The organism is Acinetobacter sp. ANC 4973, from assembly GCF_002135275.1.
Classification (GTDB): domain Bacteria; phylum Pseudomonadota; class Gammaproteobacteria; order Pseudomonadales; family Moraxellaceae; genus Acinetobacter; species Acinetobacter kyonggiensis.
Map to the genome: position 1 here is coordinate 112,136 of NZ_NEGM01000007.1, position 22,436 is coordinate 134,571.

Sequence of the window (22,436 nt, forward strand, 5' to 3'; positions counted from 1 at the left end):
ATGTCCACCACAAAGCAAAAATCAAAAAAGAAAGCAGCAAAAGTATTTCCTTTGAAAGGCTTGGTTATTTTCATTGTCGGTCTTATTGTGCTGGCTTCAATCATCCTATGGTCAAGTTTATTTAAGTCCTATCCTATTGAAGGCAAAAAACAGATGCTCGCGATTGGAGCAGGTGGCACTTATTCAGGTTTTATTGATCGTTTAGCCAAAGAAGATAAAATCAGTTTTCCAATTATTCTAAAGCTTTATCAAAAAATTATGATTCATGACACCTTAAAAGCGGGTGTTTATGAAGTTCATGCAGGAATGTCAGTGCGTCAAGTCATGGAGATGCTGTCGAATTCTGAAAATGCACAAATGAATCGTATTTTGGTGATTGAAGGCACGACGTTTAAACAGTTGATTGAAAGCTTAAAAAAAGATGATTTAGTCACGAAAGAAGTTTTGAATCTTCCTCAAGATCAAATGCTGAAAGCCTTAAATATTCCGTTTAGTCATCCTGAAGGGTTGTTTGCGCCAGATACCTATTTCTTTGCCAAAGGTGAAACAGATAAAAAGATTTTGACTGATTTATATCACCGTCAAATGAAAGCATTGGATGCAGCATGGGCAAATCGTGCAGCTGATTTACCGTACAAAGATAAATATGAAGCCCTAATTATGGCTTCAATTATTGAAAAAGAAACCAGTCTTGATCGTGAGCTAGAACAAGTTTCTGGCGTGTTTGTGCGCCGTTTAAAAATGGGCATGCGTCTACAAACTGACCCTACCGTAATTTATGGTATGGGGGATCGTTATAATGGCAATATCACCCGTACAGATTTACGTACACCTACCGCCTATAATACCTATACCATTAATGGCTTACCGCCAACCCCAATTGCGTTACCAAGTCAAAAAGCAATTGAAGCAGCCATGCATCCAGATAGCTCAAATAATATTTACTTTGTGGCAACGGGCAATGGCGGACATACATTTACGGCAAGTTTAGATGAGCATAATCGTGCAGTGCAGGATTACTTATCCGTTTTAAAATTGAAGAAGGAATGATGGATGTTTATTAGTTTTGAAGGCACTGAAGGTGTCGGGAAAACCACACTCATTCGTAAAATTTATGAATATTTAGAACAGCAAGGTCAAGCGGTGCTGTTGACGCGTGAGCCGGGTGGGACACCGATGGCAGAACAAATCCGTTCGCTGTTGCTGTCGGTCAATCATGAAGAAAGTATGTCCAATGATACTGAGCTGCTTTTAATGTATGCCGCACGTGCACAACATTTACAACAAGTGATTATACCCGCCTTAGTGGCAGGGAAAACTGTGCTATGTGATCGTTTTACCGATGCCAGTTTTGCTTATCAATGTGCAGGTCGAGGCTTAAGCCGTGAAAAACTGAATGTGTTGAATCAAAATTTTGTTTCGCATATGCCAAATATTACTTTCTGGCTTGATGCACCAATTGAGTTGGGGATGACCCGTGCAAGAGAGCGTGGTGCATTGGATCGTTTTGAACAAGAAAAAGTCACTTTTTTCGAAAAAGTCAGAGCAGGTTATCAGGAATTATTTGAACAGTATCCTGAGCGCATGAAACGGCTAGATGCAACTCAAACGCCTGAACAGGTGTTTGAACAGGCTGTGGCTTATCTGAAGTAGCTTGTTTTAGACTAAAAAAAGATCAAAAAATCAGTGCTTAAGGTGAATGATTCTTTTATATTCAGAGTCATCATGGATGAAGATGAAACGTAAATGAAAAGTACCAAGGCAGAGATTGTTTCTTTTTTACAGGCTGAATTTCCACAAAGTCTTGAGAAATGTGAGATAGAAACCGTGACTGAAAAAGGAGCATCCATTATTTATTATGTGGGTGCTGCTGATTTACGACCGGGCGGAACGGTGTCAGGGCCAACGATGATGACCGCTGCCGATTATGCGCTTTATATTGCAATATTGGGTGAGATAGGCATAGTGGCTTTGGCGGTGACCACCAATTTATCAATCCATTTTTTAAGAAAACCGTCAGCAGAACAAAATATTCGTGCAGTTTGCCAATTAATGAAAGTTGGTAAAGCGCTGATTGTGGGTGATGTCTGGTTATATTCTATGGATTTAGATGAGCCAATCGCACATGTTGTCGGAACATATTCCATACCACCACAGCGATAAATATATTCTATATAGACTTAAAAAGCCGAACAAAAATGTTCGGCTTTTTTATGGATTTTATCAGCGCTTAAATTTACGTTTCTGCATTGACCAAGGGAGTTTCTGTTTGAAAGTTTGGTGGCAGTAATATGGTTTTACGTAGCTCAGCGGCAAGTTCAGGATAGTCTAAGGTAAAATGTAGACCGCGTGACTCTTTACGTTCCATGGCGCAGCGTACAATCATCTCAGACACCAGAACTAAATTACGTAGTTCAATCAAGTTCTTACTCACTTGATAGTCATGATAATACTCATTAATTTCTTGTTTAAGCATTTCAATACGGTGCAAAGCACGTTCTAGGCGCTTGGTGGTACGAACAATGCCGACATAGTTCCACATGGTCTGACGTAGTTCATCCCAGTTTTGCAAAATGACCACATCTTCATCTGGATTAGTGACTTGAGAATCATCCCAAGCAGGCACATTGGGTGAGACATAGTCGGAGTTAAACTGGCTTTCGATATGTTTAGCCGCACTCATCCCATAGACAAAACACTCTAAAAGTGAGTTGCTTGCCATTCGATTCGCACCGTGTAAACCTGTATACGAGGTTTCACCAATGGCATATAGTCCTTCGAGGTCGGTCTGACTGTGTTTGTCGACCACAACACCACCACAGGTATAGTGAGCGGCAGGAACGACAGGAATCATCTCTTTGGTGATATCAATGCCCAATTCTAATAAGCGAGCATAAAGAGTCGGGAAGTGCTCTGTGACAAATTCAGCAGATTTATGCGTAATGTCGAGCCAGACATGACGAATCCCTAAGCGCTTAATTTCATAGTCAATGGCACGTGCCACAATGTCGCGTGGCGCAAGTTCAGCGCGTTCGTCAAAACGCAGCATGAAACGTTCACCATCTGGAAGGCGTAAATAGGCACCTTCACCGCGCATGGCTTCAGTAATCAGAAATGAACGTGCTTGAGGATGGTAAAGGCACGTTGGATGAAACTGGTTAAATTCCATATTGGCAACACGGCACCCAGCTCGATATGCCATGGCAATACCATCACCCGTTGCGATATCAGGATTTGAGGTATAGAGATAGGCTTTCATCGCCCCACCACAGGCCAAAGCAATGGAGGGAGCTAAGAAGGTGTGTATTTTTTCAGTTTTCTCATCTAGAACATATAAGCCGAGTGCACGATTCTTTACCTCTTCTAAGCCCAGTTTTTGTGAGGTAATGAGATCAATCGCAATGTAGTTTTCAAAAATGGTAATATTTTTCTTTTCTTCAGCGCGTTGTACTAAGGTGGTTGAAATAGCACGACCAGTTGCATCTGCTGCATGAATAATGCGTCGCTGTGAATGCCCACCTTCACGGGTTAAATGCAATTGTTCTTGTTCATCTAAGGTGAATTGAACGCCATGCTTTAACAGGAAATCAACCGAAGGTTTTCCACCCTCTACCGTTTGTTTGACTGCTTCTAGTTCACATAAGTGCGCACCTGCGATCATGGTGTCATCAATGTGCTGTTCAATTGAATCGGTTTCATCTAGAACCGCAGCCACACCGCCTTGCGCGTAAAATGTACTTGCATCTGTTAAAGCCGATTTTGCCAAAACTGCAATGTTGAAATGATCAGGAAGTGACAAAGCCAGACTTAAACCTGCGCCGCCACTTCCCACAATGATCACATCAAAATGATGCGTTAAGTTTAAATTAGACATGTCCATCAGCTAATTTGAAAAAAAGTTTGCTAATGACAACGCTTTTTTGATCAAAAAACAAGAGCTAATATGCTAATGTATGATGAGAAAAAGCAATAAGCCAACACAATTTTAAGCAATCTTTAAGCTGTTGTTTATACAAATATAATCAAACATATTATTACTTAAGATAGACAATTTTTATGCTAAAAACTATTTACAGACATTTATAACGCAATGGAGCACATGCTTTACATGAAAAATCGCTATGTACAAAAAGGAATATATGCTGCTGTTTTTACAATGGCAGCGGTGCAAACACAAGCAGCATCTACAGTCGACTTTTCTAATTTAGTTGAGCAAGTGAGTCCTGCTGTTGTGAGTGTAAATGTCGTTAAAAAAATGACACAGGAAGAATTATTACAGCAGCAAGTTCCTGAAATTTTGCGTCGTTTCTTTGGGAATCAAGTGGTTATTCCGCAACCCAAAGCACCACAAGAAAAAACAGCGTATGGCAGTGCATTCTTCATTAGCAAGGATGGTTATTTGTTAACTAATCATCATGTGGTGGAAGATGCATCAAAAGTCACCATTATGTTAAGCGATCGTCGTGAAATTGATGCGACAGTGGTTGGCAGTGATGAACGTACAGATGTTGCGCTCCTTAAAGTAAAGGGTTCAAATTTTCCTGAATTACGGACGGGCAGTGTTGATCGACTTCGAGTAGGAGAACCTGTACTTGCCATTGGTTCGCCATTTGGTTTTGATTATTCTGCTTCTGCCGGCATTGTCAGTGCCAAAATGCGTAACATGATGGGTGAAACTTCCGTACCGTTTATTCAAACTGACGTTGCTTTGAATCCGGGGAATTCAGGTGGCCCATTGTTTAACCAAAATGGTGAAGTGGTTGGGGTCAATTCACGAATCTTTAGTGGAACTGGCGGATATATGGGCTTGTCTTTTTCCATTCCGATTGATGTGGCGATGGATGTCGCAGACCAATTGAAAAAGAATGGTAAGGTCACGCGTTCATACTTAGGTGTGATGCTGCAAGATATCGATCGTAACCTTGCTGAATCTTATAATTTACCAAAACCAGAAGGTTCATTGGTTACACAAGTGACGCCAAACTCACCCGCAGCTAAAGCTGGCTTTAAGTCAGGTGATGTGATCTTAAAATATAATGGTTCAGCAATTTCAAGAACATCTGATTTATTGAATTATTTAAATCGAACTTTGCCAAATCAAGTCATTCAGTTACAAGTTCTACGTGATGATAAAATACGTAATATTTCAGCCACATTAACCACAGCTCCAGATGATACTCCTGCAAAAGCAGAACAAACAGCGCAACAAAAAGGGCCTGTTTTAGGGGTCACGATTCGTAATTTAACAGCCAATGAGCAATCACAGCTGGATGTTAAGGGCGGGATTCTGGTACAAGAAGTGAAGTTAGGAGGGATTGCTGCGCAATCACGCATGATCGCAGGGGATATCATTACTCAAATTAATAATAAAACCATTCTCAATAGTGATGATTTTATTAAGTCTGTTTCTGAATTGAAGAAAGGTTCAATTGCCCGTGTTTCGATTATTCGTCAAGATCAACATGCAATGTTGGGCATGCGTATTGAATAACAGCATGTGTGTTCTGATTTGGAATTGCTACAGCTTAAAACCACTCTAAAAATGAGTGGTTTTTTTATATTTTGCAATTTTACTCGATCTCAAAATTACGTAGACTGTTTAGCTTGAACGAAATTTTCCAAAGAGTAAGGATCGTAAAAATAGATGAGTACAGTTTTTGATTTAGAAATGACCGTTCAAGCAGAACATATTGATCGTTTGGGGCATGTCAATAATGTCGTCTATATGCAATGGATGCAGGAAGTTGCCACGGCACATATTGATTCCTTAGGTTTGGGGTTGCAGGAATATCTTGAATTGAAGCATGCGATGGTGGCTGTGGAGCATCATGTGCAATATCGTAAGGCTGCGTTTGAAGGCGAAACAATTATTTTAAGAACATGGTTGAATGAGATTAATGCACTGTATTCATTCCGCCAATATGTTTTCTATCGCCCGCAAGATCAGGCTGTTTTATTTTCAGGAAATACCAAATGGGCTTGTGTCGAAATTGCAACTGGTCGACCAAAAAGAATGTCTCCGACATTTACTCAAGCTTATCAACCGCTGGCTGTGGATATTAATCCCTTAGATTTTACCCATATTGATTTGAAAAATGAGTAGCTAACTCGATTTGAATTAAAATCAAAAAGCTTGGATTCAATAGATGTCCTGCGATTTAGCCATCCATACTTTGATGGGTATAATTTGTGGGATACTTTTGTAGAAGAATCGGACTATTTTTAAAAGCTCTATGTATTTTTGACTATCTACTGCTTATACTGTGCAACATCTTCGGAATATCCTTTTTTGCACGTCATAAATACTGTGTTCATTTATAAGTATGTGATTGTGTGTTTTGATTTAGAGTAGTTTATGGCAGTTGCTAAAAAGTCAGTTAATATCAACAATATACGAAATTTTTCGATTATTGCGCATATCGATCATGGTAAATCGACGCTTGCCGATCGCTTTATTCAAACCTGTGGTGGTCTGCAAGCTCGTGAAATGCAAGCTCAAGTTCTTGATTCTATGGATATTGAGCGTGAGCGTGGTATTACCATTAAAGCAGCTTCAGTCACGCTTTATTATACCCATCCCAATGGTGAAGAGTATCAACTTAACTTTATTGATACTCCAGGACACGTTGACTTCTCTTATGAAGTGTCGCGTTCATTGGCTGCGTGTGAAGGTGCATTACTTGTTGTCGATGCTGCACAGGGTGTAGAAGCGCAATCGGTGGCTAACTGCTATACTGCAATTGAACAAGGATTGGAAGTTCTTCCTGTCTTGAACAAAATTGACTTACCTCAAGCTGAACCTGAGCGTGTCATTCATGAAATTGAAGAAATTATTGGCATTGAAGCAACAGATGCACCAACCTGTTCGGCAAAAACAGGTTTAGGTGTTGAAGGTGTTTTAGAAACGCTAGTCAATGTAATTCCTCCACCGGTGGGTGATCGTGACGCAGCATTACAGGCCTTAATTGTTGACTCTTGGTTCGACAACTATTTAGGCGTTGTATCTTTAGTTCGTATCAAACATGGTCGTATCCGTAAGGGCGACAAGATGTTGGTAAAATCGACAGGTCAAACCCATATTGTGACTTCTGTAGGGATCTTTAACCCTAAACATACTGAAACGGGTATGTTGGAAGCCGGTGAAGTTGGTTTTGTGATTGCTGGGATTAAAGACATTTTTGGTGCGCCAGTGGGTGATACTTTAACGCTGTCAACCACGCCAGATGTTGCTATTTTACCTGGATTCAAAAAAGTTAAACCGCAGGTTTATGCAGGTCTTTTCCCGATTGATGCCAGTGATTTTGAACCATTCCGTGAAGCATTACATAAACTACAAATTAATGACTCTGCTTTATTCTTTGAACCTGAAAGCTCTGATGCTTTAGGTTTTGGTTTCCGTTGTGGCTTTTTAGGCATGCTGCATATGGAAATCGTACAAGAACGCTTAGAACGAGAATATGATTTAGACCTTATTACGTCTGCACCGACTGTAATTTACGAATCATTAATGAAAAATGGTGAAACGATTTATATCGACAGCCCATCAAAAATGCCAGATGGCTCGATGGTTGAAGATTTACGTGAACCGATTGCTGAATGCCATATTTTAGTACCACAAGAGTATTTAGGTAATGTCATGACGTTATGTATTGAACGTCGTGGTATCCAAAAAGAGATGAAATTCTTGGGCAATCAAGTGTCTTTGACCTTTGAAATTCCGATGGCTGAAGTTGTGATGGACTTTTTTGACCGCCTGAAATCATGTTCGCGTGGGTTTGCATCTTTAGATTATAGCTTTGTACGTTTTGAAAGTTCGTCATTGGTCAAAGTTGATATTCTGATCAATGGTGAAAAAGTAGATGCTTTGGCCATGATTTGTCATCGTAATGATGCGCGTCACCGTGGTATTGCACTGGTGGAAAAAATGAAAGAGTTGATTCCACGTCAAATGTTTGATGTCGCTATTCAGGCTGCTATTGGCGCACAAATTATTGCGCGTTCTACAGTGAAAGCCATGCGTAAAAACGTATTGGCGAAGTGTTATGGTGGTGACGTTTCACGTAAGAAGAAACTATTGTCTAAGCAAAAAGAAGGTAAGAAACGCATGAAGCAAGTGGGTAGTGTTGAAATCCCACAAGAAGCGTTCTTGGCTGTATTGAAAGTCGACAGATAATAAGGTTGAGGATATAAACCCATGGATTTTGATTTTAATTTAATCCTTGTACCAGCGACATTAATTTTCTTTTTGGTGTGGTTGTTGGATAAGTTTGTTTTTAAGCAAAGACAAACTCTAGGCAAGGGTAATGAAAACTTCATTATCACATGGGCGTATGACTTTTGGCCGGTGTTGGCTGTCGTCCTGATCTTACGTTCATTTTTATATGAGCCGTTTAATATTCCATCCGATTCTATGGTGCCGACTTTAGAAACAGGTGATTTTATTTTGGTCAATAAATATCAATATGGTGTACGTTTACCGATCGTGAATAAAAAAGTGATTGATGTCAGTGAGCCAGAGCGTGGGGATGTCATCGTCTTTCGTTATCCACCACAACCGACTATTAGTTATATTAAACGTGTAGTGGGTTTGCCAGGGGATCATATTGTTTATGATCACGGTCAATTGACCATTAATGGACAGAAAGTTGCTAAAGTTCCTGTTGAATTTAGTCGTGAAAAAGATATTTTAGATACACCAACATCGATTTATCATAAAGAAACACTGGGTAAGCATACCTTTACGATGCGTGAGCTTGAGGGTGTGAATGTTGCACGCCAAGCGCCATTTATCAATTATCTTGAAAATGGTAAATACTCGGCTGAAAATGGTTTATATTGGGAAGTCAAAGTTCCAAAAGGTCACTACTTTGCGATGGGGGATAATCGCGATCAAAGTGCTGACAGTCGTTTTTGGGGCTTTGTACCAGAGGAAAACTTAACAGGTCGTGCATTCTATATTTGGATGCATAAAGAGCCTGGGTTTAAATTGCCGTCATTTAGTCGTAACGGTAAAATTGATTGAGCATGATTGGAAAAATAACAAATGCCTAGAAATCAACAAGGTGCATCATATATTGGGGTTTTAATTGCAATTATTGGTTTTGCTTTTTTAGCAAAAATTGTGATTGCTGTTTGGGCACCCTATTGGGATGATCGAGTGATAGATGGTCAGATTGCAGAGTTGCTGCAAAGTAGTCCAAAAGATATTTCACCTTCTGAATTTGAATCTAAGATAGCGCAGCGTTTCGACATGAATGGGATACGTGATATCAAGTTTAAAGATATTGCGCAAGTCATGAATACTGATGGGCTACAAGTGAAAAAAGATTATGAGATAAGAAAGCCTTTCTTACTCAATATAGATTTAGTGTTAAAGTTCGAGAAAAGTTTTGATCAAAGGTCAGTCCAAACTAAGTGATATGCACTTAGTCAGCCGTATCGGTTATCAGTTCAAACAACCTGAATTATTGCAGCTTGCACTGACACATCGATCGGTTAGTCATAAATCTAACTATGAACGTCTAGAGTTTTTAGGTGATTCATTGTTAGGCATGATCATTGCCCATTATTTGTATCAAGCCTACCCTCATGAAAATGAAGGACGTTTAACGCGTATGCGCGCCACATTGGTTCGCCAAGAGGCATTAGGTAAAATTGCAAACGATTTGAAACTTGGCCCATGTTTGATCTTAAGCACAGGTGAGTTGAAATCGGGTGGACATCATCGAGAATCTATTCTTGCTGATACTGTAGAAGCGATTATTGGTGCAATTTATGTCGATTGTAATGATTTAAAAGTCCTGCAAGCGATTGTACTAAAATGGTATGTACCATATTTAGACCATATTGAGCCTACAGACCAACTCAAAGATCCTAAATCACGCTTACAAGAATATTTACAAGCACGTAAAAAGCCACTTCCTGTTTACGATGTGGTGGATATTCAAGGTGATGCTCCCAATCAGCATTTCAAAGTGGAATGTATTATTGATGGCTTACCTGTGTTGTATGGTGAAGGATCAAGTCGTCGCTTTGCTGAACAAGCAGTAGCGGCAGATATTTTAAAACAATTGGAGCAGTAGCTTAAATGACTACACATTCTGATCACAACGATGCTGATCACGAGCCGCAAAGCAACGGCAATGACCTAATTAATGATTTTTTTAGTTCACAAGGGACAACGATTCCAACAGATTTTAAAAGTGGATTTGTTGCCATTGTTGGACGACCAAACGTTGGTAAATCAACGTTAATGAATCATATTTTGGGTCAGAAACTTTCGATTACTTCACGTAAACCACAAACCACACGTCATAAAATTGTGGGGATTGATACACGTGAAAAATCTCAGGCTGTATTTGTTGATACACCAGGGATGCATAAAAAAGAAGTCCGTGCCATCAATAAAATGATGAACCGTGCAGCAAGTTCGGCATTGCGTGATGTCAACTTGGTATTGTTTGTTCTGGATGCTGATAAATGGACTCAAAATGATGAGCTCGTTTTGGAAAAACTGAAGAATGCTGAAATGCCAGTGATTCTGGTCATCAATAAAATTGATACACTTGAAAATAAAAACCATGCATTACCGTTGATTCAAGAGCGCGCAAAATTAATGAATTTTGCCGAAATTGTTCCTGTTTCTGCACTTCGTGGTGCGAATTTAGATCATTTACGTGACACGATTGAACGTTACTTGCCGTTCCAGCCACCTTTATATGCGCTAGATCAAATTACTGACCGTTCAGAGCGTTTCCTTGCTTCTGAAGTGATTCGTGAAAAAATTATGCGTCAATTGGGTGAGGAATTGCCGTATGATTTAACCGTGCAAATTGAGTCATTCAAGACTGAAGAAGCCACGATTAATGAAAAAACAGGTCGCCCAAAAGCAGCATGTACTTATATCGATGCGACTATTTTTGTGGATCGCCAAGGTCAAAAGGCCATTGTGATTGGTGAAAAAGGTGCGAAGCTGAAAAAAATCGGTATGGATGCACGTGCTGATATGGAAAAAATGTTTGAACAAAAGATCATGCTGACACTTTGGGTGAAAGTGAAAGGCGGTTGGTCTGATGACGAACGTGCATTGAAAAGTTTAGGTTATAGCGACATCTAAATTTTATTCGGTAATTTTTTATAGGAAGAGTAATGATGAAAGTATTGGCAGTTATAGCATGTGTTTTATTCCTGCAAGGCTGTATTCATAAACTTGTTACTGTTCCTGTAAAAATTGCTTATAAAACCACGAAGGGTGTAGTGAAAGGCACTGCTGCTGTTGTGGGTGCTGTCATTCCAGATGGTGATGACGAAGATACCGATACAGACTCTAAAAAGAAAAAAGATTAGATTTTATTATTCATGCGCAATGAAATATTGCATGGCTATTTAATCCATCATCGTAAATATCGAGAACGAAGCCATATTGTGCATTTGTTTACCCAAGAGCATGGGCGTATCGATGGTATTTTAAGACAAACTCCACCGCCACAATATCAACCGATTTGTTTGCAGGCATCGGGTAAGTCGGATCTTAAAAATTTTACCAAACTTGAAATTGTCAATCAGCCCGTTTTTTTCTTTGGTGATGCGTTTTTTTCTGGATTTTATTTGAATGAAGTCATTCTTCGTTTATGTCCAGCCGAAGTGGAAATGCCACAGACTTTTGTGCTTTATCATCAAACTTTACAACAGTTACAATTGCTGGCACAGCAGGAAAATCCCAATCTTTTTCTTAGACAAATTTTACGTCAATTTGAACATGCGCTTTTAGAAGAACTCGGTTATGCACTCGACTTTACGACTGATGCTCAGCAACATGATATTCAAGCAGCACAACATTATTTATTTCAGCTCAATGATGGTTTTATTCCGACAGCACAGCAATCACGTGCAACCTTAACGGGGGAGCAAATTCTCTCAATGCGTGATTATGAAAAGGGTAGGGATTTTAACCGAGAGCAGTTACAATTGTTGGCTCAACTGTATCGGCAGATGATCAGCTCTCTTTTGGGAGATCGACCGCTTAAAAGCCGGCAATTGTGGATTCAAAATACTCAATCCCAATCTTAATCTCAATTTTAATCATCGTTAGGTAACTGTTATGGCTGCATTGCTTGGTGTAAATATTGACCATGTGGCGACATTGCGACAAGCGCGCGGAACCACTTATCCAGATCCAGTGAATGCTGCATTGATGTGTGAACAAGCGGGCGCAGAAGGAATTACCTTACATTTACGTGAAGATCGTCGTCATATTCAAGATGATGATGTCCGTCGTATGCGGCCGTTATTGAAAACGCATATGAATCTGGAAATGGCTGTGACCGCTGAAATGGTGGAATTTGCCAAAGAAATTAAGCCGCAACATGTTTGCTTGGTTCCAGAAAAACGCCAAGAAGTCACCACCGAAGGCGGTTTGGATGTGTTGGGGCACTTTGAAGAAGTCAAAGCAGCGACACAAGCCTTAACGGCAATTGGTTGTGATGTGTCTTTGTTTATTGATGCGGATATTGCACAAATTGATGCGGCGATTGCTTGTGGCGCACCAACCATTGAATTGCATACTGGTGCTTATGCGGATGCAACAACAGTTGAAGCACAGCAACATGAACTTGAGCGTATTGTTCAGGGTGCAGAATATGCAGCAGCCAAAGGTTTAGTGGTAAATGCAGGACATGGTTTAAACCTTGAAAATGTCACGCCTATTGCACAAATTGCACAAATTCATGAACTCAATATTGGTCATTCTATTATTGCCGATGCAGTATTTGTGGGTTTGGCTCAAGCCGTTCAACAAATGAAAGCTGTTATTAAAGCAGCAAGATAAGTTTTTAGAATTATGTCATTAATAAATTATGATGATCTCATGAAGCCAGTTTTGGGCTTCTTGGGATGTGAAACACCTCAAGCATGGCTCGATGAAGCGCTGAATAACTTAGAGTTACTTATGCAAGATCATGCCAATTGTGAAAAAAAAGCAGCAGGTACAGCGATGAATCTGATGTTTCGCTACACATTTTTTACAGATTTACAGGTTAAATTGGCACAGCTCGTGCGCGAAGAAATGTTGCATTATGAGCAAGTGCTTGAATTGATGACCAAGCGTGGGCAGGAGTGGCAATCGATTAGTGCAGGTCGTTATGCGGGTGGACTACGTAAAGAAGTCCGTACTTATGAGCCTGAAGCTTTAATTGACATTATGATTATTGGCGCTTTTGTGGAAGCACGTTCATGCGAGCGTTTCTATGCACTCGCACCGCTGGTAGATCAAGACTTAGGTAAATACTACCGCTACCTTCTCAAGTCTGAATCTCGTCACTTTGAAGATTATTTGGCATTGGCATTGGATGTTGCTCAAACGTCAAAGTTAAAAAATCCTAAAGAGGATATTCAGCAGCGTATTGCGCACTTTCGTGAAGTTGAAAAAAATCTGATTTTAAGTCCAGATGATTTATTTCGCTTCCATAGTGGTGTGCCGAGTCAAGCAGCTTAGTCTATAGTTGTTCAAAAAATCCTCTATTTGAATAGGGGATTTTTTATATCTGGGCATTTTTTTAGTCTTAAAAAAATGCCAACCTAAATGAATTAGATTGGCATCGGTGATTTTGCTTATTTTTTAATCTGGTACAAATTAAGCTTCGATGGTTTGTATGGCAATTTTTTTCGCAGGATCGGCTTTGCGACGTACCGCTGGAACGGGCTCACCATAATATTGACGATCAGCAAAGTAGCTTGAACGCACCATAGGTGCAGCCCAAATATTTTTGAAACCGAGTTTTTGACCGTGTGCGGTATAGCGTTCAAATTCTTCAGGGGTTACAAAACGGTCAAGCGGTGCATGCTGTTTAGACGGTTGTAAATACTGACCGATGGTGATGTAGTCCACATTATGTGCGCGAAGGTCATCGAGCAGTGCCAGAACTTCTTCTTCAGTTTCACCTAGACCAACCATCAAACCACATTTTGTTGGAACATCAGGGCAGTATTCTTTAAACATTTTCAGTAAGTTCAGGGAATGCTGATAATCTGAACCTGGACGCATTGCCTTATACAAACGTGGCACGGTTTCAATATTATGGTTGAATACGTCTGGCGGACATTCGGTCATAATACGCAGCGCAATATCCATACGACCACGGAAATCGGGTACTAAAATTTCTAATAAGGTTGTTGGACTAAGGGCACGTGCTTCTTGAATACAATCGACAAAATGTTGTGCACCGCCATCGAGTAAATCATCGCGGTCTACCGAAGTAATGACCGCATATTTCAATTTAAGATTGGCAATGGTTTCAGCCATATGGCGCGGTTCATCAGGGTCTAATTTATTTGGGCGACCATGTGCAACGTCACAGAACGGGCAACGACGGGTACAGATATCACCCATGATCATGAAGGTTGCTGTACCACCACCGAAACATTCAGGTAAGTTCGGGCAAGCTGCCTCTTCACAAACGGTATGTAATTTTTGTGCGCGTAAAGTGGTTTTAATGCGTTGAACTTCATCTGGAGCCGCCATTTTGACGCGAATCCAATCCGGTTTACGTGGCGTTTCAACCGTAGGTATAACTTTTACAGGTATACGAGCGACCTTTTCTGCGCCACGAAGTTTAACACCCTGTTCAGGTTTACGGTTTTCAGACATAGTCAACTTTTCCACTGTTTTAGACGGGGAGATGCTAAAAAAAGCTCTTTTATTATAGCGAATTTGAGTCTAAATAGGGTGAAAACGGTATTCATTTAATAAATGTGGTTATCATGCAATATATGCTAGGTAAATACACCAAATGAGTTGTGTTTCAGTCATAATATGCAGAAGATTGGCGACAGAATTGATTAAAGGAGCGTTGAATGCCACGTAAAAAAGAGGTCGTTAGCGGAACTTTCGTTAAATACGATGCGGTAGTTCTCGGTTCAGGCCCTGCTGGTGAAGGCGCGGCAATGAAACTTGCTAAATCAGGCAAGCGTGTTGCAATTATTGATATGCGTGAGCAGTTAGGTGGTAACTGTACGCATGTGGGTACTATTCCAAGTAAAGCATTGCGTCAAACAGTATCGAGTATTATCCGTTACCAACGTGATCCAATGTTCCAAAAAGTGGGCGACTGGAAACAGTTCACCATGAAGCAAGTATTACGCAATGCCCATAAAGTGATTCAACAACAGGTTGATACACATTCACGTTTTTACGACCGAAATAAAATTAATATTTATCATGGCCGTGCATATATCCAAGATAAAAACACAGTACTGATTTTTAGTGATGATGGGATTAAAGAAACCATTATCTTTAAACAGTTGGTGATTGCGACAGGTTCGCGTCCATATCGTCCATCTGTACTTGATTTTAATCACCCACGTGTATTTGATTCGGATAAAATTTTGGATTTGGATTTTCCAATTCAAAAAATCATCATTTATGGTGCTGGTGTTATTGGTTGTGAATATGCATCGATTTTTATTGGACTCGACCATAAAGTAGATTTGATCAATACTCAGCCTAAATTGTTAAGTTATCTTGATGATGAAATTTCAGATGCCTTGTCTTACCGTTTGCGTGAACAAGGGGTATTGATTCGTCATAACGAACAAATTGATCACCTTGAAACATTTGATGATCACGTGGTCATGTATTTACAAAGTGGTAAGAAAATTAAAGCCGATGCTATTTTATGGTGTAACGGTCGTTCGGGTAATACCGATGGTTTGGGTCTGGAAAATGTTGGTATTACGCCAAACAGCCGTGGTCAAATTACGGTGAATGATCAATACCAAACTGAAGTGGAAAATATTTACGCTGCGGGTGACGTAATTGGTTGGCCATCCCTTGCTTCTGCTGCTTATGACCAAGGTCGTTGCGCAGGTGCAAATATGAGTGGTGAAGAAGGCGTTAAACCTGTAACAGACATTCCGACGGGTATTTATACCATTCCAGAAATTTCTTCTATTGGTAAAACTGAACAACAATTGACTGAAGAAAAAATTCCTTATGAAGTCGGTCAAGCATCTTTCCGTCATTTGGCCCGTGCACAAATTACTGGGGATACTGTCGGTGAATTGAAAATTTTATTCAACCGTGACACTTTGGAAATTCTAGGTGTGCATTGCTTTGGGAATAATGCTTCAGAAATTATTCACATTGGTCAAGCAGTGATGAATAGTGGTAACAATACAATTAAGTATTTTGTTGAAACCACGTTCAACTATCCAACGATGGCAGAAGCGTACCGTGTTGCAACTTTAAATGGTATGAACCGTTTATTCTAAGTCTGATTTAAGTCTTAAATTGAAAACCCGTAAGTAAATGCTTGCGGGTTTTTTTTATGAATCATAAAAATTAACTTATCCTGAGGTGAGATATTCAGATTGGCTTTGCTTGTAATTAGATCAGGGCATCTTGAGGTTAAGTTGTTTTTATTCTTCTAAGATGCCCATTCTGTAATGAAAGGAAAAGGATTAGAAAGGTCGCCCACCAGCCAAACTAATGCGTTTAAGTAAACGACGCTGATCTGAAGGGAATGGTTGTCGTGAGTGAAGGGTGACTTGGTTATCCCAAAACACGATATCACCTCCCTCCCATTGATGTTCATAACGGAACTCTGGTTTGAGTAAGTGTTCACGTAGCTTTTGAATTAAAGCATTGCCTGCCTGATCTTCATAATTGACTAATTCTACTTCTGAACGTGTATTGAGCCAAAGTGCTTTACGTCCAGATTCAGGGTGAGTGCGCACTAGGGGATGTGGATAAGCATGTCCAATAATGGGTTGATCTTTAAAACGGTAATAGGGTGTGTCGCCATAACCACCCGTACCTTTATTGTTTTGTGAGCGGGCAAAAGGGTTGTAAGTAATTAGTTGTAATTGATCAATCTGGTTTTGGGTGTCCTTACCTAAAGCGTTATAAGCTTTAATGGTATTGAACCATGCGGTTTGTCCACCATCTTCGGGAAGTTCTATCGCATAGAGTAACGAGCCGAAAGAGGGTTGCGGTGTCCATTGGTGATCTGCATGCGGGGAAAGTTCACCATGTCCCGTGTAATCGCCTTGGCCAACAGCATTCGAGACTGGAATCACATCGGGTGGGGTGCCAGTATCAGACTGTGTTGCCAGTACAGGATTATCTGCGCTTGGGCGGAAAATAGAGCCAAAATAACTGGCAAAAGCTAAGTATTGAAAATCATCTAAGCTTTGCTTTTTAAAGATTAAGATTAAATGCTCAGCAAGGGCTTGTTTCAGTCGGTGAATGGTTTCACCTGCTTGAGCTTTGCGTGCATCTAAACCGAAAACCACTGCACCTAATGCTTCATCGTGGAGAGGGATAATAGTGATTTCTTCTGGATTTTGAAGTTGTTCTGCCTGATGCCAGCGAGGAGCATCATGAATGGCTTGTGATAGTTGGGTCAGGCTGGTCATTTTTTTCTCAAGTTATTTTACTGTGAAAAAAATTTAATCAAAAATGATGCAAATATAAAATCAAAAGAATTGCTAAGCTTATGAAATAATGAATAAAAAATCTAAATAAATGATTTTAAAACTTTTAATATAAACAGCAAAATAAAGTCATTTTTTTGCTGTTTTAGCTGCTGATTTTGAAGCATTAATGTGGGCAGAAAGCTTGATTGAAATATATAAAGAGTTGTGGGGTTTTGAACCACAACAGAATAGCAAGGCTGAGTAAGCCAATAACGGCTAGCGCAATGATGCTTTTTAAACCGAATAGAGAATCAGTCATGAATCACGGCCTCTTCATTGACAAAGAAATGTACCAGTACACCCAGTAAACTCAACGCGATTGAAAACATCCAAACTGCATTATAGTTGCCAGCCATATCATGATTGACACCACCTAGCCAGCCACCAAAAAATGAACCGATTTGATGAGTAAAAAAGATTAGACCACTGAGCATGGAGAGGTATTTAACCCCAAACATATTGGCCACAATGCCGTTGGTCAGCGGTACGGTAGACAACCACAATAAGCCCATGATGACACCAAAAGCGTAAACTGTCCAAACGCTCAAAGGCAACAGTAGAAAAGTAATAATGGTAATGCCACGGAGACCATATAACCACATGAGTAGATGTGGCTTGGAGTATTTTCCACCGAGCCAACCCGCACTATATGTTCCGACAATATTAAACAAACCGACCAAGGCAAGGAAAATTGTACCTGTGGTGGCATTAAAACCATGATCGATCAAATAACCGGGTAAATGTATGCCAATAAAAACCACTTGGAAACCACAAACAAAAAAACCCAAGGCCAAGAACCAAAACGGCTGATGATTTTTGACAATAACCAAGATCTGTTTAAAGCTTAAACTGGCTTTATTACTATGAGCCGAGGTATGCGGAGCGACATACATTGGTGCTTTTAACATCCATGCCAATGGGATAATCAAGGCAATTAAAATTGAACTGACCACTAAGGCTGCTGACCAACCAATGTTTTGTAACAGCAATAAGGTCGAAGGCAGCATAATAAACTGCCCAAAAGAGCCTGCTGCACTGGCAATACCCATGGCAAGGCTACGTTTATCTGGGTGGGCTGCACGTCCAACGGCTGAGAGTAAAACAGGAAATGAGGTTGCAGATAACGCTAACCCCAGAATTAAACCGACACTTAAATTTAACAGTAAGCCTGTGGAGCTGAAGGCCATCAGCAATAAGCCTAAACTATATAAAGCACCGCCCACAGCAACGACAATTTTACTACCATATTTGTCAGCAAATGCCCCTGTGATGGGTTGTACAGCGCCCCAAACTAAGTTCTGCATGGCAATGGCAAGACTGAAGACATTATGCCCCCAACCAAATTCATGACTCATTGGAACCAGATATAGACCAAAGGCATGACGTACACCCAGTGATAACGCCAGAATGAGCGCGCTTCCAATTAACATGTAAATAAGAGGTTTGGAAAAACGTGTATCTGACATAACTCATCCATGATGTAAATCTAATGTCGCTATGTTATTAGATTATGAATAGGGAAGCGATTAAATAAAATTTAAACAAACGATAAAATTAAGTTATAGAAAATTTGAGTCAGATAAAAAAGACGATTTGAAATCATCTTTTAATCAATAAAAACTTAGAAGCGAATACCAACGCCTGCATAAACCAATAATGGGTTAATTTCAATATCGGCTTGAGATCGAATTAACTCACCATGAGTTGCATCTGTGACCGTAATTGTAGTTTCATTTTTCATGTGCGCATACGACACTGAACCGACTGCAAACCATTTATCATTAAAGTCATAAGTAAAACCAACAGTGGCGATAGGGGTAATCACATCGGTTGTTTCTAGGTCAACTTGAGGATTGGCTTTACTCTTTTTCCCTTCTAAGGAAGCTCCAGCATTGCCTTCTTTAATATTGGCAATCATGTGACCCGCCGCAATTAAGTCTTGTTCTATTTGTGGGTTAATTTCCAGTGCATTGAAGTATGCATATATGACACCTAAGCCCACATAAGGACGGAATTTATTTACACCCGTTTTACCAAAGTGATATTGGAATTCAAAGGCTGGTGTCCAAGCACGTGCGGAAGCCGCAGGGCCATGTGCTTCTAAATCGGTAATAAAAATATTATTTTTAAGATCAATGTTCAGAAATTCTAGAGGAAGCTTGCCAATTTGTGGCGTGGCAACTGCTGAAAAAGGAGCATAAATTTTTCCTTTACCTTGTAAGTCAACTTTTGGTGGAATGCCTGCTTTAATTTCAAATGAAACATGATCGCTAAAGAAGTAATTGGTCATCATGCCCAATGTCGTAACATCATCTGCTTCAAGTCCTGTTCCTTGTGCTTCCCAACTTTCTAAACCACTAATTTTAGAAGAGCCACTCAGATCTGCGGGTAAGTTGCCGCTTGTAAAAAATCCCAAAAATTTTAAGGCGGCTGCAAGTCCTGCTTGGTCAACATCTGGATTTAGATTGTTTAATACGGTATCAACTTGAATGTCCCCATTTTTGGACACTTCACCATTCTTAATGGCTGTATTCACTTGGAAGGCTTGAGCTTTACCTTGCGGCATAACATGTAGCGCACCTACAGAAACTGAAAAGCGTTTAAAGCCATCACCATCTTTTAAGCTAAAATAAGGGGAATCGGCATGACTAATTACAGGTAAGGACGCAAGAGATGACATAATATAAAGTAACGATTTTTTCATTCAGGGACTCCATGTCCATTTTGTGTTTATAAGTTTTTTCTTTGATTTTTACGATTATATGAACGGAAAAAAAGTGAACAGTTATTGAAGAATATAAATATAGTTGTGTTCATGTAAAAAAATAGATTATTTGTTTCAATAGCATAGAAAATAATAATTTTATGTAACTGCATATTTTTAATTTTTGGTTAAATTGCTATACGTTTAATATTGAAATAATGATTGTTTTATTTATATATTTTTAACGTATTTTGAGGACTGATATAGGTTGTTATCACAAGGTCAGAAAATCTGATTAAACCAATAATACAGCCATGTTGGACTTTAGCGTAAAACGAGGTCTAAACAATTTGACAATCCGATCTCGCACTTGAGGGCATTTTTCCGTACAATACGGCTCATAAATTATTGAGTGAATCACATGAGCACCCAAAATACTCCCAAGAAAAAACCATTAGTCAATTTGCCTTTTCCTGTTAAAAAAGAAAATGAGCAAAATCTTGATGAAGTGTTAGATGAAGTGCGTCCCCGTCCAAAACGTTATGCGGATCGTACATGGATGCCACCTCGCGGTACACGCCGTTCGATGGGAAAGCGTTAAGCTTTCAAAGAAAAAGCCATGGTGTGACCATGGCTTTTTCTTTGAGTGTTTCTTGAGTTTTAAAATATTATGGCGTGTTTGTTCTGCGGTTGTTGTTAAGATAATACGCTCTTTTTTCTTGATACATTGCCATATCAGCACGTTTGAGCATGTCTTCCATGCGTTCCCCATCTTTGTTGGTTGCATAACCAGTGGATAGGTTAAGAGGCTGAAGAGAATAAAATTGATTATCGACAAATAACAGTTCTTGCAAACTTTGCAAACAATTTTGGAGCGCAGCTTCATCGGCACCAGGCAAAAGAACCACAAACTCATCTCCACCAATGCGACATGCAGAATAAAGCGTTTGCTGAACCAATTGGGTTAAGATATTGCCCATACGTTGTAATAAACTATCACCAACATCATGTCCTAAAGTATCATTGAGTTCCTTTAGTCCATTCATATCCATAAAAATGCAGGACACAGGGCGTAGCATATTGCGTTCTAAACGATTTATTTCCGTTGTATAAAAAGCACGGTTATAGAGTTTGGTCAGTACATCGTGCTTGCCTAAATATTCAAGATAGTTCTCAGCCTTTTTTCGAGCGGTAATATCGGTAAGTGCAACTTGAACCATTCCCCAGTCATTAAGATAATCTGGAAATACGGTAAATTGCAGCAATACATGGCGGATACTGCCATCGAGTGCATAATTAATGGCTTCACGATGATGATGAATATTGCCATTCCAAAGCTCAATTAATTGTTCTCGAAAGGTTTTAACCATTTCTTGAGCAAAAACTTTGTGTATATTTTTATATAAAACATCTTTATTCGGAGCACCAAATAAATCGAGTGTTGCCTGATTGACATCAATAATTACAATATCTTTAATACACTCATTGATAAAATCATTATGCACATCCAAAAAAGTCTTAAAGTCTTCAATCCCTAAAGCACGGACGTTATCTAATTTTGTTTTGATACGACTAAAATCCTCCACCCAGAGAGAGGTCGGTGAATACATAAAGCGTGCTTCTGCCAAATGGCGGCTTTTTTCTTCAAGACGACAGGCTTCAGTGTAGGGTGTGATATCTTCAGTGGTAATCAATAACAGCGATAAATCATGTTCATGCCCTGGGAGTACGATCCCTTTGAGCTGAATATCAAGACGTTCACCCGTTAGGGTATAGTTCACCGCAGAGTTGGAAAAATGCGTTTCACCATTCCACAAAGCCATCAGTTCTTTGATATGGCTTTTGGTCATGTCACCTTTAAACACCAAACTAAGATTTTGGGATAAATGTTCAAAGTCTTTGGCTTGATAGAGTTCAAGTGTTTTGGAATTTACTTTTAATAATTTAATTTTCCTTGCACAGTCAAGAATACGAGATTCATCTTCTTGTAAAAAACTGAAAAGATCTTGGACACCCTGTTCACGCCAAATATCAAATTGTTTTTTTATGTCGCTATAGTCTTCAAGCCACATTGCAATTGGCGATAGTTCAAAAAAAGGCGAATCCAATATTTCCATTGAAGGAGCTCATCATTTTTAGATCAATTTAGGCGTTGAGTATAAAACGAAAAAAATATTTTTTTAAAAGAATGTGATAATTAAAATGTAATTTTTAACAATTGAGGTATTGGTCATTGAATCTTAAATATCAATATGAGCCA

23 protein-coding genes are annotated in these 22,436 nt (G+C 39.6%); 16 read left to right on the plus strand and 7 right to left on the minus strand.

All coding sequences use genetic code 11. The features are described 5' to 3' along the window. The 3 genes from mltG (at position 1) to B9T30_RS10730 (ending at position 2,163) form a co-directional block, all read left to right on the plus strand. Positions 1-1,050 carry an endolytic transglycosylase MltG gene (gene mltG, locus B9T30_RS10720; protein ID WP_086184971.1) on the plus strand — a complete coding sequence of 350 codons (1,050 nt, stop codon included), beginning with the start codon at positions 1-3 and terminating at the stop codon, positions 1,048-1,050. Positions 1,051-1,053: 3 nt separating this feature from the next. Beyond that, positions 1,054-1,653 (plus strand): dTMP kinase, encoded by a 600-nt coding sequence (gene tmk / locus B9T30_RS10725; protein WP_086184972.1) that lies wholly within the window; start codon positions 1,054-1,056, stop codon positions 1,651-1,653. Between the two features lie 93 nt (positions 1,654-1,746). Further along, positions 1,747-2,163, plus strand: a complete 417-nt coding sequence (locus B9T30_RS10730; protein ID WP_086184973.1) for a PaaI family thioesterase — start codon at positions 1,747-1,749, stop codon at positions 2,161-2,163. A gap of 73 nt (positions 2,164-2,236) precedes the next feature. On the opposite strand, the gene nadB is transcribed toward B9T30_RS10730, so the two are convergent. Continuing rightward, a complete protein-coding gene (nadB, locus tag B9T30_RS10735) occupies positions 2,237-3,880 on the minus strand; it encodes an L-aspartate oxidase (protein WP_171264157.1) in 1,644 nt (547 codons plus the stop codon). 228 nt (positions 3,881-4,108) lie between these two features. On the opposite strand from nadB, the gene B9T30_RS10740 reads away from it, so the two are divergent. The 11 genes from B9T30_RS10740 (at position 4,109) to B9T30_RS10790 (ending at position 13,492) form a co-directional block, all read left to right on the plus strand. Continuing rightward, positions 4,109-5,491 (plus strand): Do family serine endopeptidase, encoded by a 1,383-nt coding sequence (locus tag B9T30_RS10740; RefSeq protein WP_086184975.1) that lies wholly within the window; start codon positions 4,109-4,111, stop codon positions 5,489-5,491. 153 nt (positions 5,492-5,644) lie between these two features. Further along, on the plus strand, positions 5,645-6,103 hold the full coding sequence (locus B9T30_RS10745) for an acyl-CoA thioesterase (RefSeq protein ID WP_086184976.1): 459 nt from the start codon (positions 5,645-5,647) through the stop codon (positions 6,101-6,103). A gap of 252 nt (positions 6,104-6,355) precedes the next feature. After that, the gene (gene lepA, locus B9T30_RS10750; RefSeq protein WP_086184977.1) at positions 6,356-8,173 is read left to right on the plus strand and encodes a translation elongation factor 4; all 1,818 of its coding nucleotides are present in this window, start codon (positions 6,356-6,358) and stop codon (positions 8,171-8,173) included. 21 nt (positions 8,174-8,194) lie between these two features. Further along, positions 8,195-9,022 carry a signal peptidase I gene (gene lepB / locus B9T30_RS10755; protein ID WP_086184978.1) on the plus strand — a complete coding sequence of 276 codons (828 nt, stop codon included), beginning with the start codon at positions 8,195-8,197 and terminating at the stop codon, positions 9,020-9,022. Between the two features lie 21 nt (positions 9,023-9,043). After that, positions 9,044-9,418, plus strand: coding sequence for a DUF4845 domain-containing protein (locus B9T30_RS10760; RefSeq protein WP_086184979.1), 375 nt, complete (start codon positions 9,044-9,046; stop codon positions 9,416-9,418). Then, the gene (gene rnc / locus B9T30_RS10765) at positions 9,390-10,082 is read left to right on the plus strand and encodes a ribonuclease III (RefSeq protein WP_004648388.1); all 693 of its coding nucleotides are present in this window, start codon (positions 9,390-9,392) and stop codon (positions 10,080-10,082) included. Before B9T30_RS10760 ends, rnc begins: the two co-directional genes overlap by 29 nt. 5 nt (positions 10,083-10,087) lie before the next feature. After that, positions 10,088-11,116, plus strand: coding sequence for a GTPase Era (gene era / locus B9T30_RS10770; RefSeq protein ID WP_004648389.1), 1,029 nt, complete (start codon positions 10,088-10,090; stop codon positions 11,114-11,116). A gap of 32 nt (positions 11,117-11,148) precedes the next feature. Beyond that, on the plus strand, positions 11,149-11,346 hold the full coding sequence (locus tag B9T30_RS10775) for an NF038104 family lipoprotein (RefSeq protein ID WP_074946321.1): 198 nt from the start codon (positions 11,149-11,151) through the stop codon (positions 11,344-11,346). Between the two features lie 12 nt (positions 11,347-11,358). Beyond that, a complete protein-coding gene (recO, locus tag B9T30_RS10780) occupies positions 11,359-12,069 on the plus strand; it encodes a DNA repair protein RecO (RefSeq protein WP_086184980.1) in 711 nt (236 codons plus the stop codon). Between the two features lie 31 nt (positions 12,070-12,100). After that, positions 12,101-12,826, plus strand: a complete 726-nt coding sequence (gene pdxJ, locus B9T30_RS10785; RefSeq protein WP_086184981.1) for a pyridoxine 5'-phosphate synthase — start codon at positions 12,101-12,103, stop codon at positions 12,824-12,826. A 12-nt stretch (positions 12,827-12,838) separates the two neighbouring features. Beyond that, complete coding sequence (locus B9T30_RS10790; protein WP_004648394.1) at positions 12,839-13,492, plus strand: tRNA-(ms[2]io[6]A)-hydroxylase; 654 nt, start codon at positions 12,839-12,841, stop codon at positions 13,490-13,492. Between the two features lie 138 nt (positions 13,493-13,630). On the opposite strand, the gene lipA is transcribed toward B9T30_RS10790, so the two are convergent. Next, positions 13,631-14,644, minus strand: a complete 1,014-nt coding sequence (gene lipA / locus B9T30_RS10795) for a lipoyl synthase (RefSeq protein ID WP_086184982.1) — start codon at positions 14,642-14,644, stop codon at positions 13,631-13,633. A 206-nt stretch (positions 14,645-14,850) separates the two neighbouring features. On the opposite strand from lipA, the gene sthA reads away from it, so the two are divergent. Then, positions 14,851-16,266: a Si-specific NAD(P)(+) transhydrogenase gene (sthA, locus tag B9T30_RS10800; protein WP_074946312.1), complete on the plus strand. Its 1,416-nt coding sequence runs from the start codon at positions 14,851-14,853 to the stop codon at positions 16,264-16,266. A 189-nt stretch (positions 16,267-16,455) separates the two neighbouring features. Here the strand turns inward: sthA and B9T30_RS10805 are convergent, their stop codons facing one another. From B9T30_RS10805 to B9T30_RS10815, 4 genes are all read right to left on the minus strand, one after another. Beyond that, positions 16,456-17,412: a TauD/TfdA dioxygenase family protein gene (locus tag B9T30_RS10805; RefSeq protein ID WP_086184983.1), complete on the minus strand. Its 957-nt coding sequence runs from the start codon at positions 17,410-17,412 to the stop codon at positions 16,456-16,458. Positions 17,413-17,596: 184 nt separating this feature from the next. Next, positions 17,597-17,731: a hypothetical protein gene (locus tag B9T30_RS16805; protein WP_264754380.1), complete on the minus strand. Its 135-nt coding sequence runs from the start codon at positions 17,729-17,731 to the stop codon at positions 17,597-17,599. Beyond that, positions 17,724-18,938, minus strand: coding sequence for an MFS transporter (locus B9T30_RS10810; RefSeq protein ID WP_086184984.1), 1,215 nt, complete (start codon positions 18,936-18,938; stop codon positions 17,724-17,726). The genes B9T30_RS16805 and B9T30_RS10810 overlap by 8 nt, the downstream gene beginning before the upstream one ends. Positions 18,939-19,093: 155 nt before the next feature. Beyond that, the gene (locus B9T30_RS10815) at positions 19,094-20,176 is read right to left on the minus strand and encodes an OmpW/AlkL family protein (protein WP_086184985.1); all 1,083 of its coding nucleotides are present in this window, start codon (positions 20,174-20,176) and stop codon (positions 19,094-19,096) included. A 421-nt stretch (positions 20,177-20,597) separates the two neighbouring features. On the opposite strand from B9T30_RS10815, the gene B9T30_RS10820 reads away from it, so the two are divergent. After that, positions 20,598-20,777: a hypothetical protein gene (locus B9T30_RS10820; RefSeq protein ID WP_086165995.1), complete on the plus strand. Its 180-nt coding sequence runs from the start codon at positions 20,598-20,600 to the stop codon at positions 20,775-20,777. A gap of 67 nt (positions 20,778-20,844) precedes the next feature. Here the strand turns inward: B9T30_RS10820 and B9T30_RS10825 are convergent, their stop codons facing one another. Beyond that, positions 20,845-22,293 (minus strand): sensor domain-containing diguanylate cyclase, encoded by a 1,449-nt coding sequence (locus B9T30_RS10825; protein WP_086184986.1) that lies wholly within the window; start codon positions 22,291-22,293, stop codon positions 20,845-20,847. Positions 22,294-22,436 lie beyond the last annotated feature (143 nt).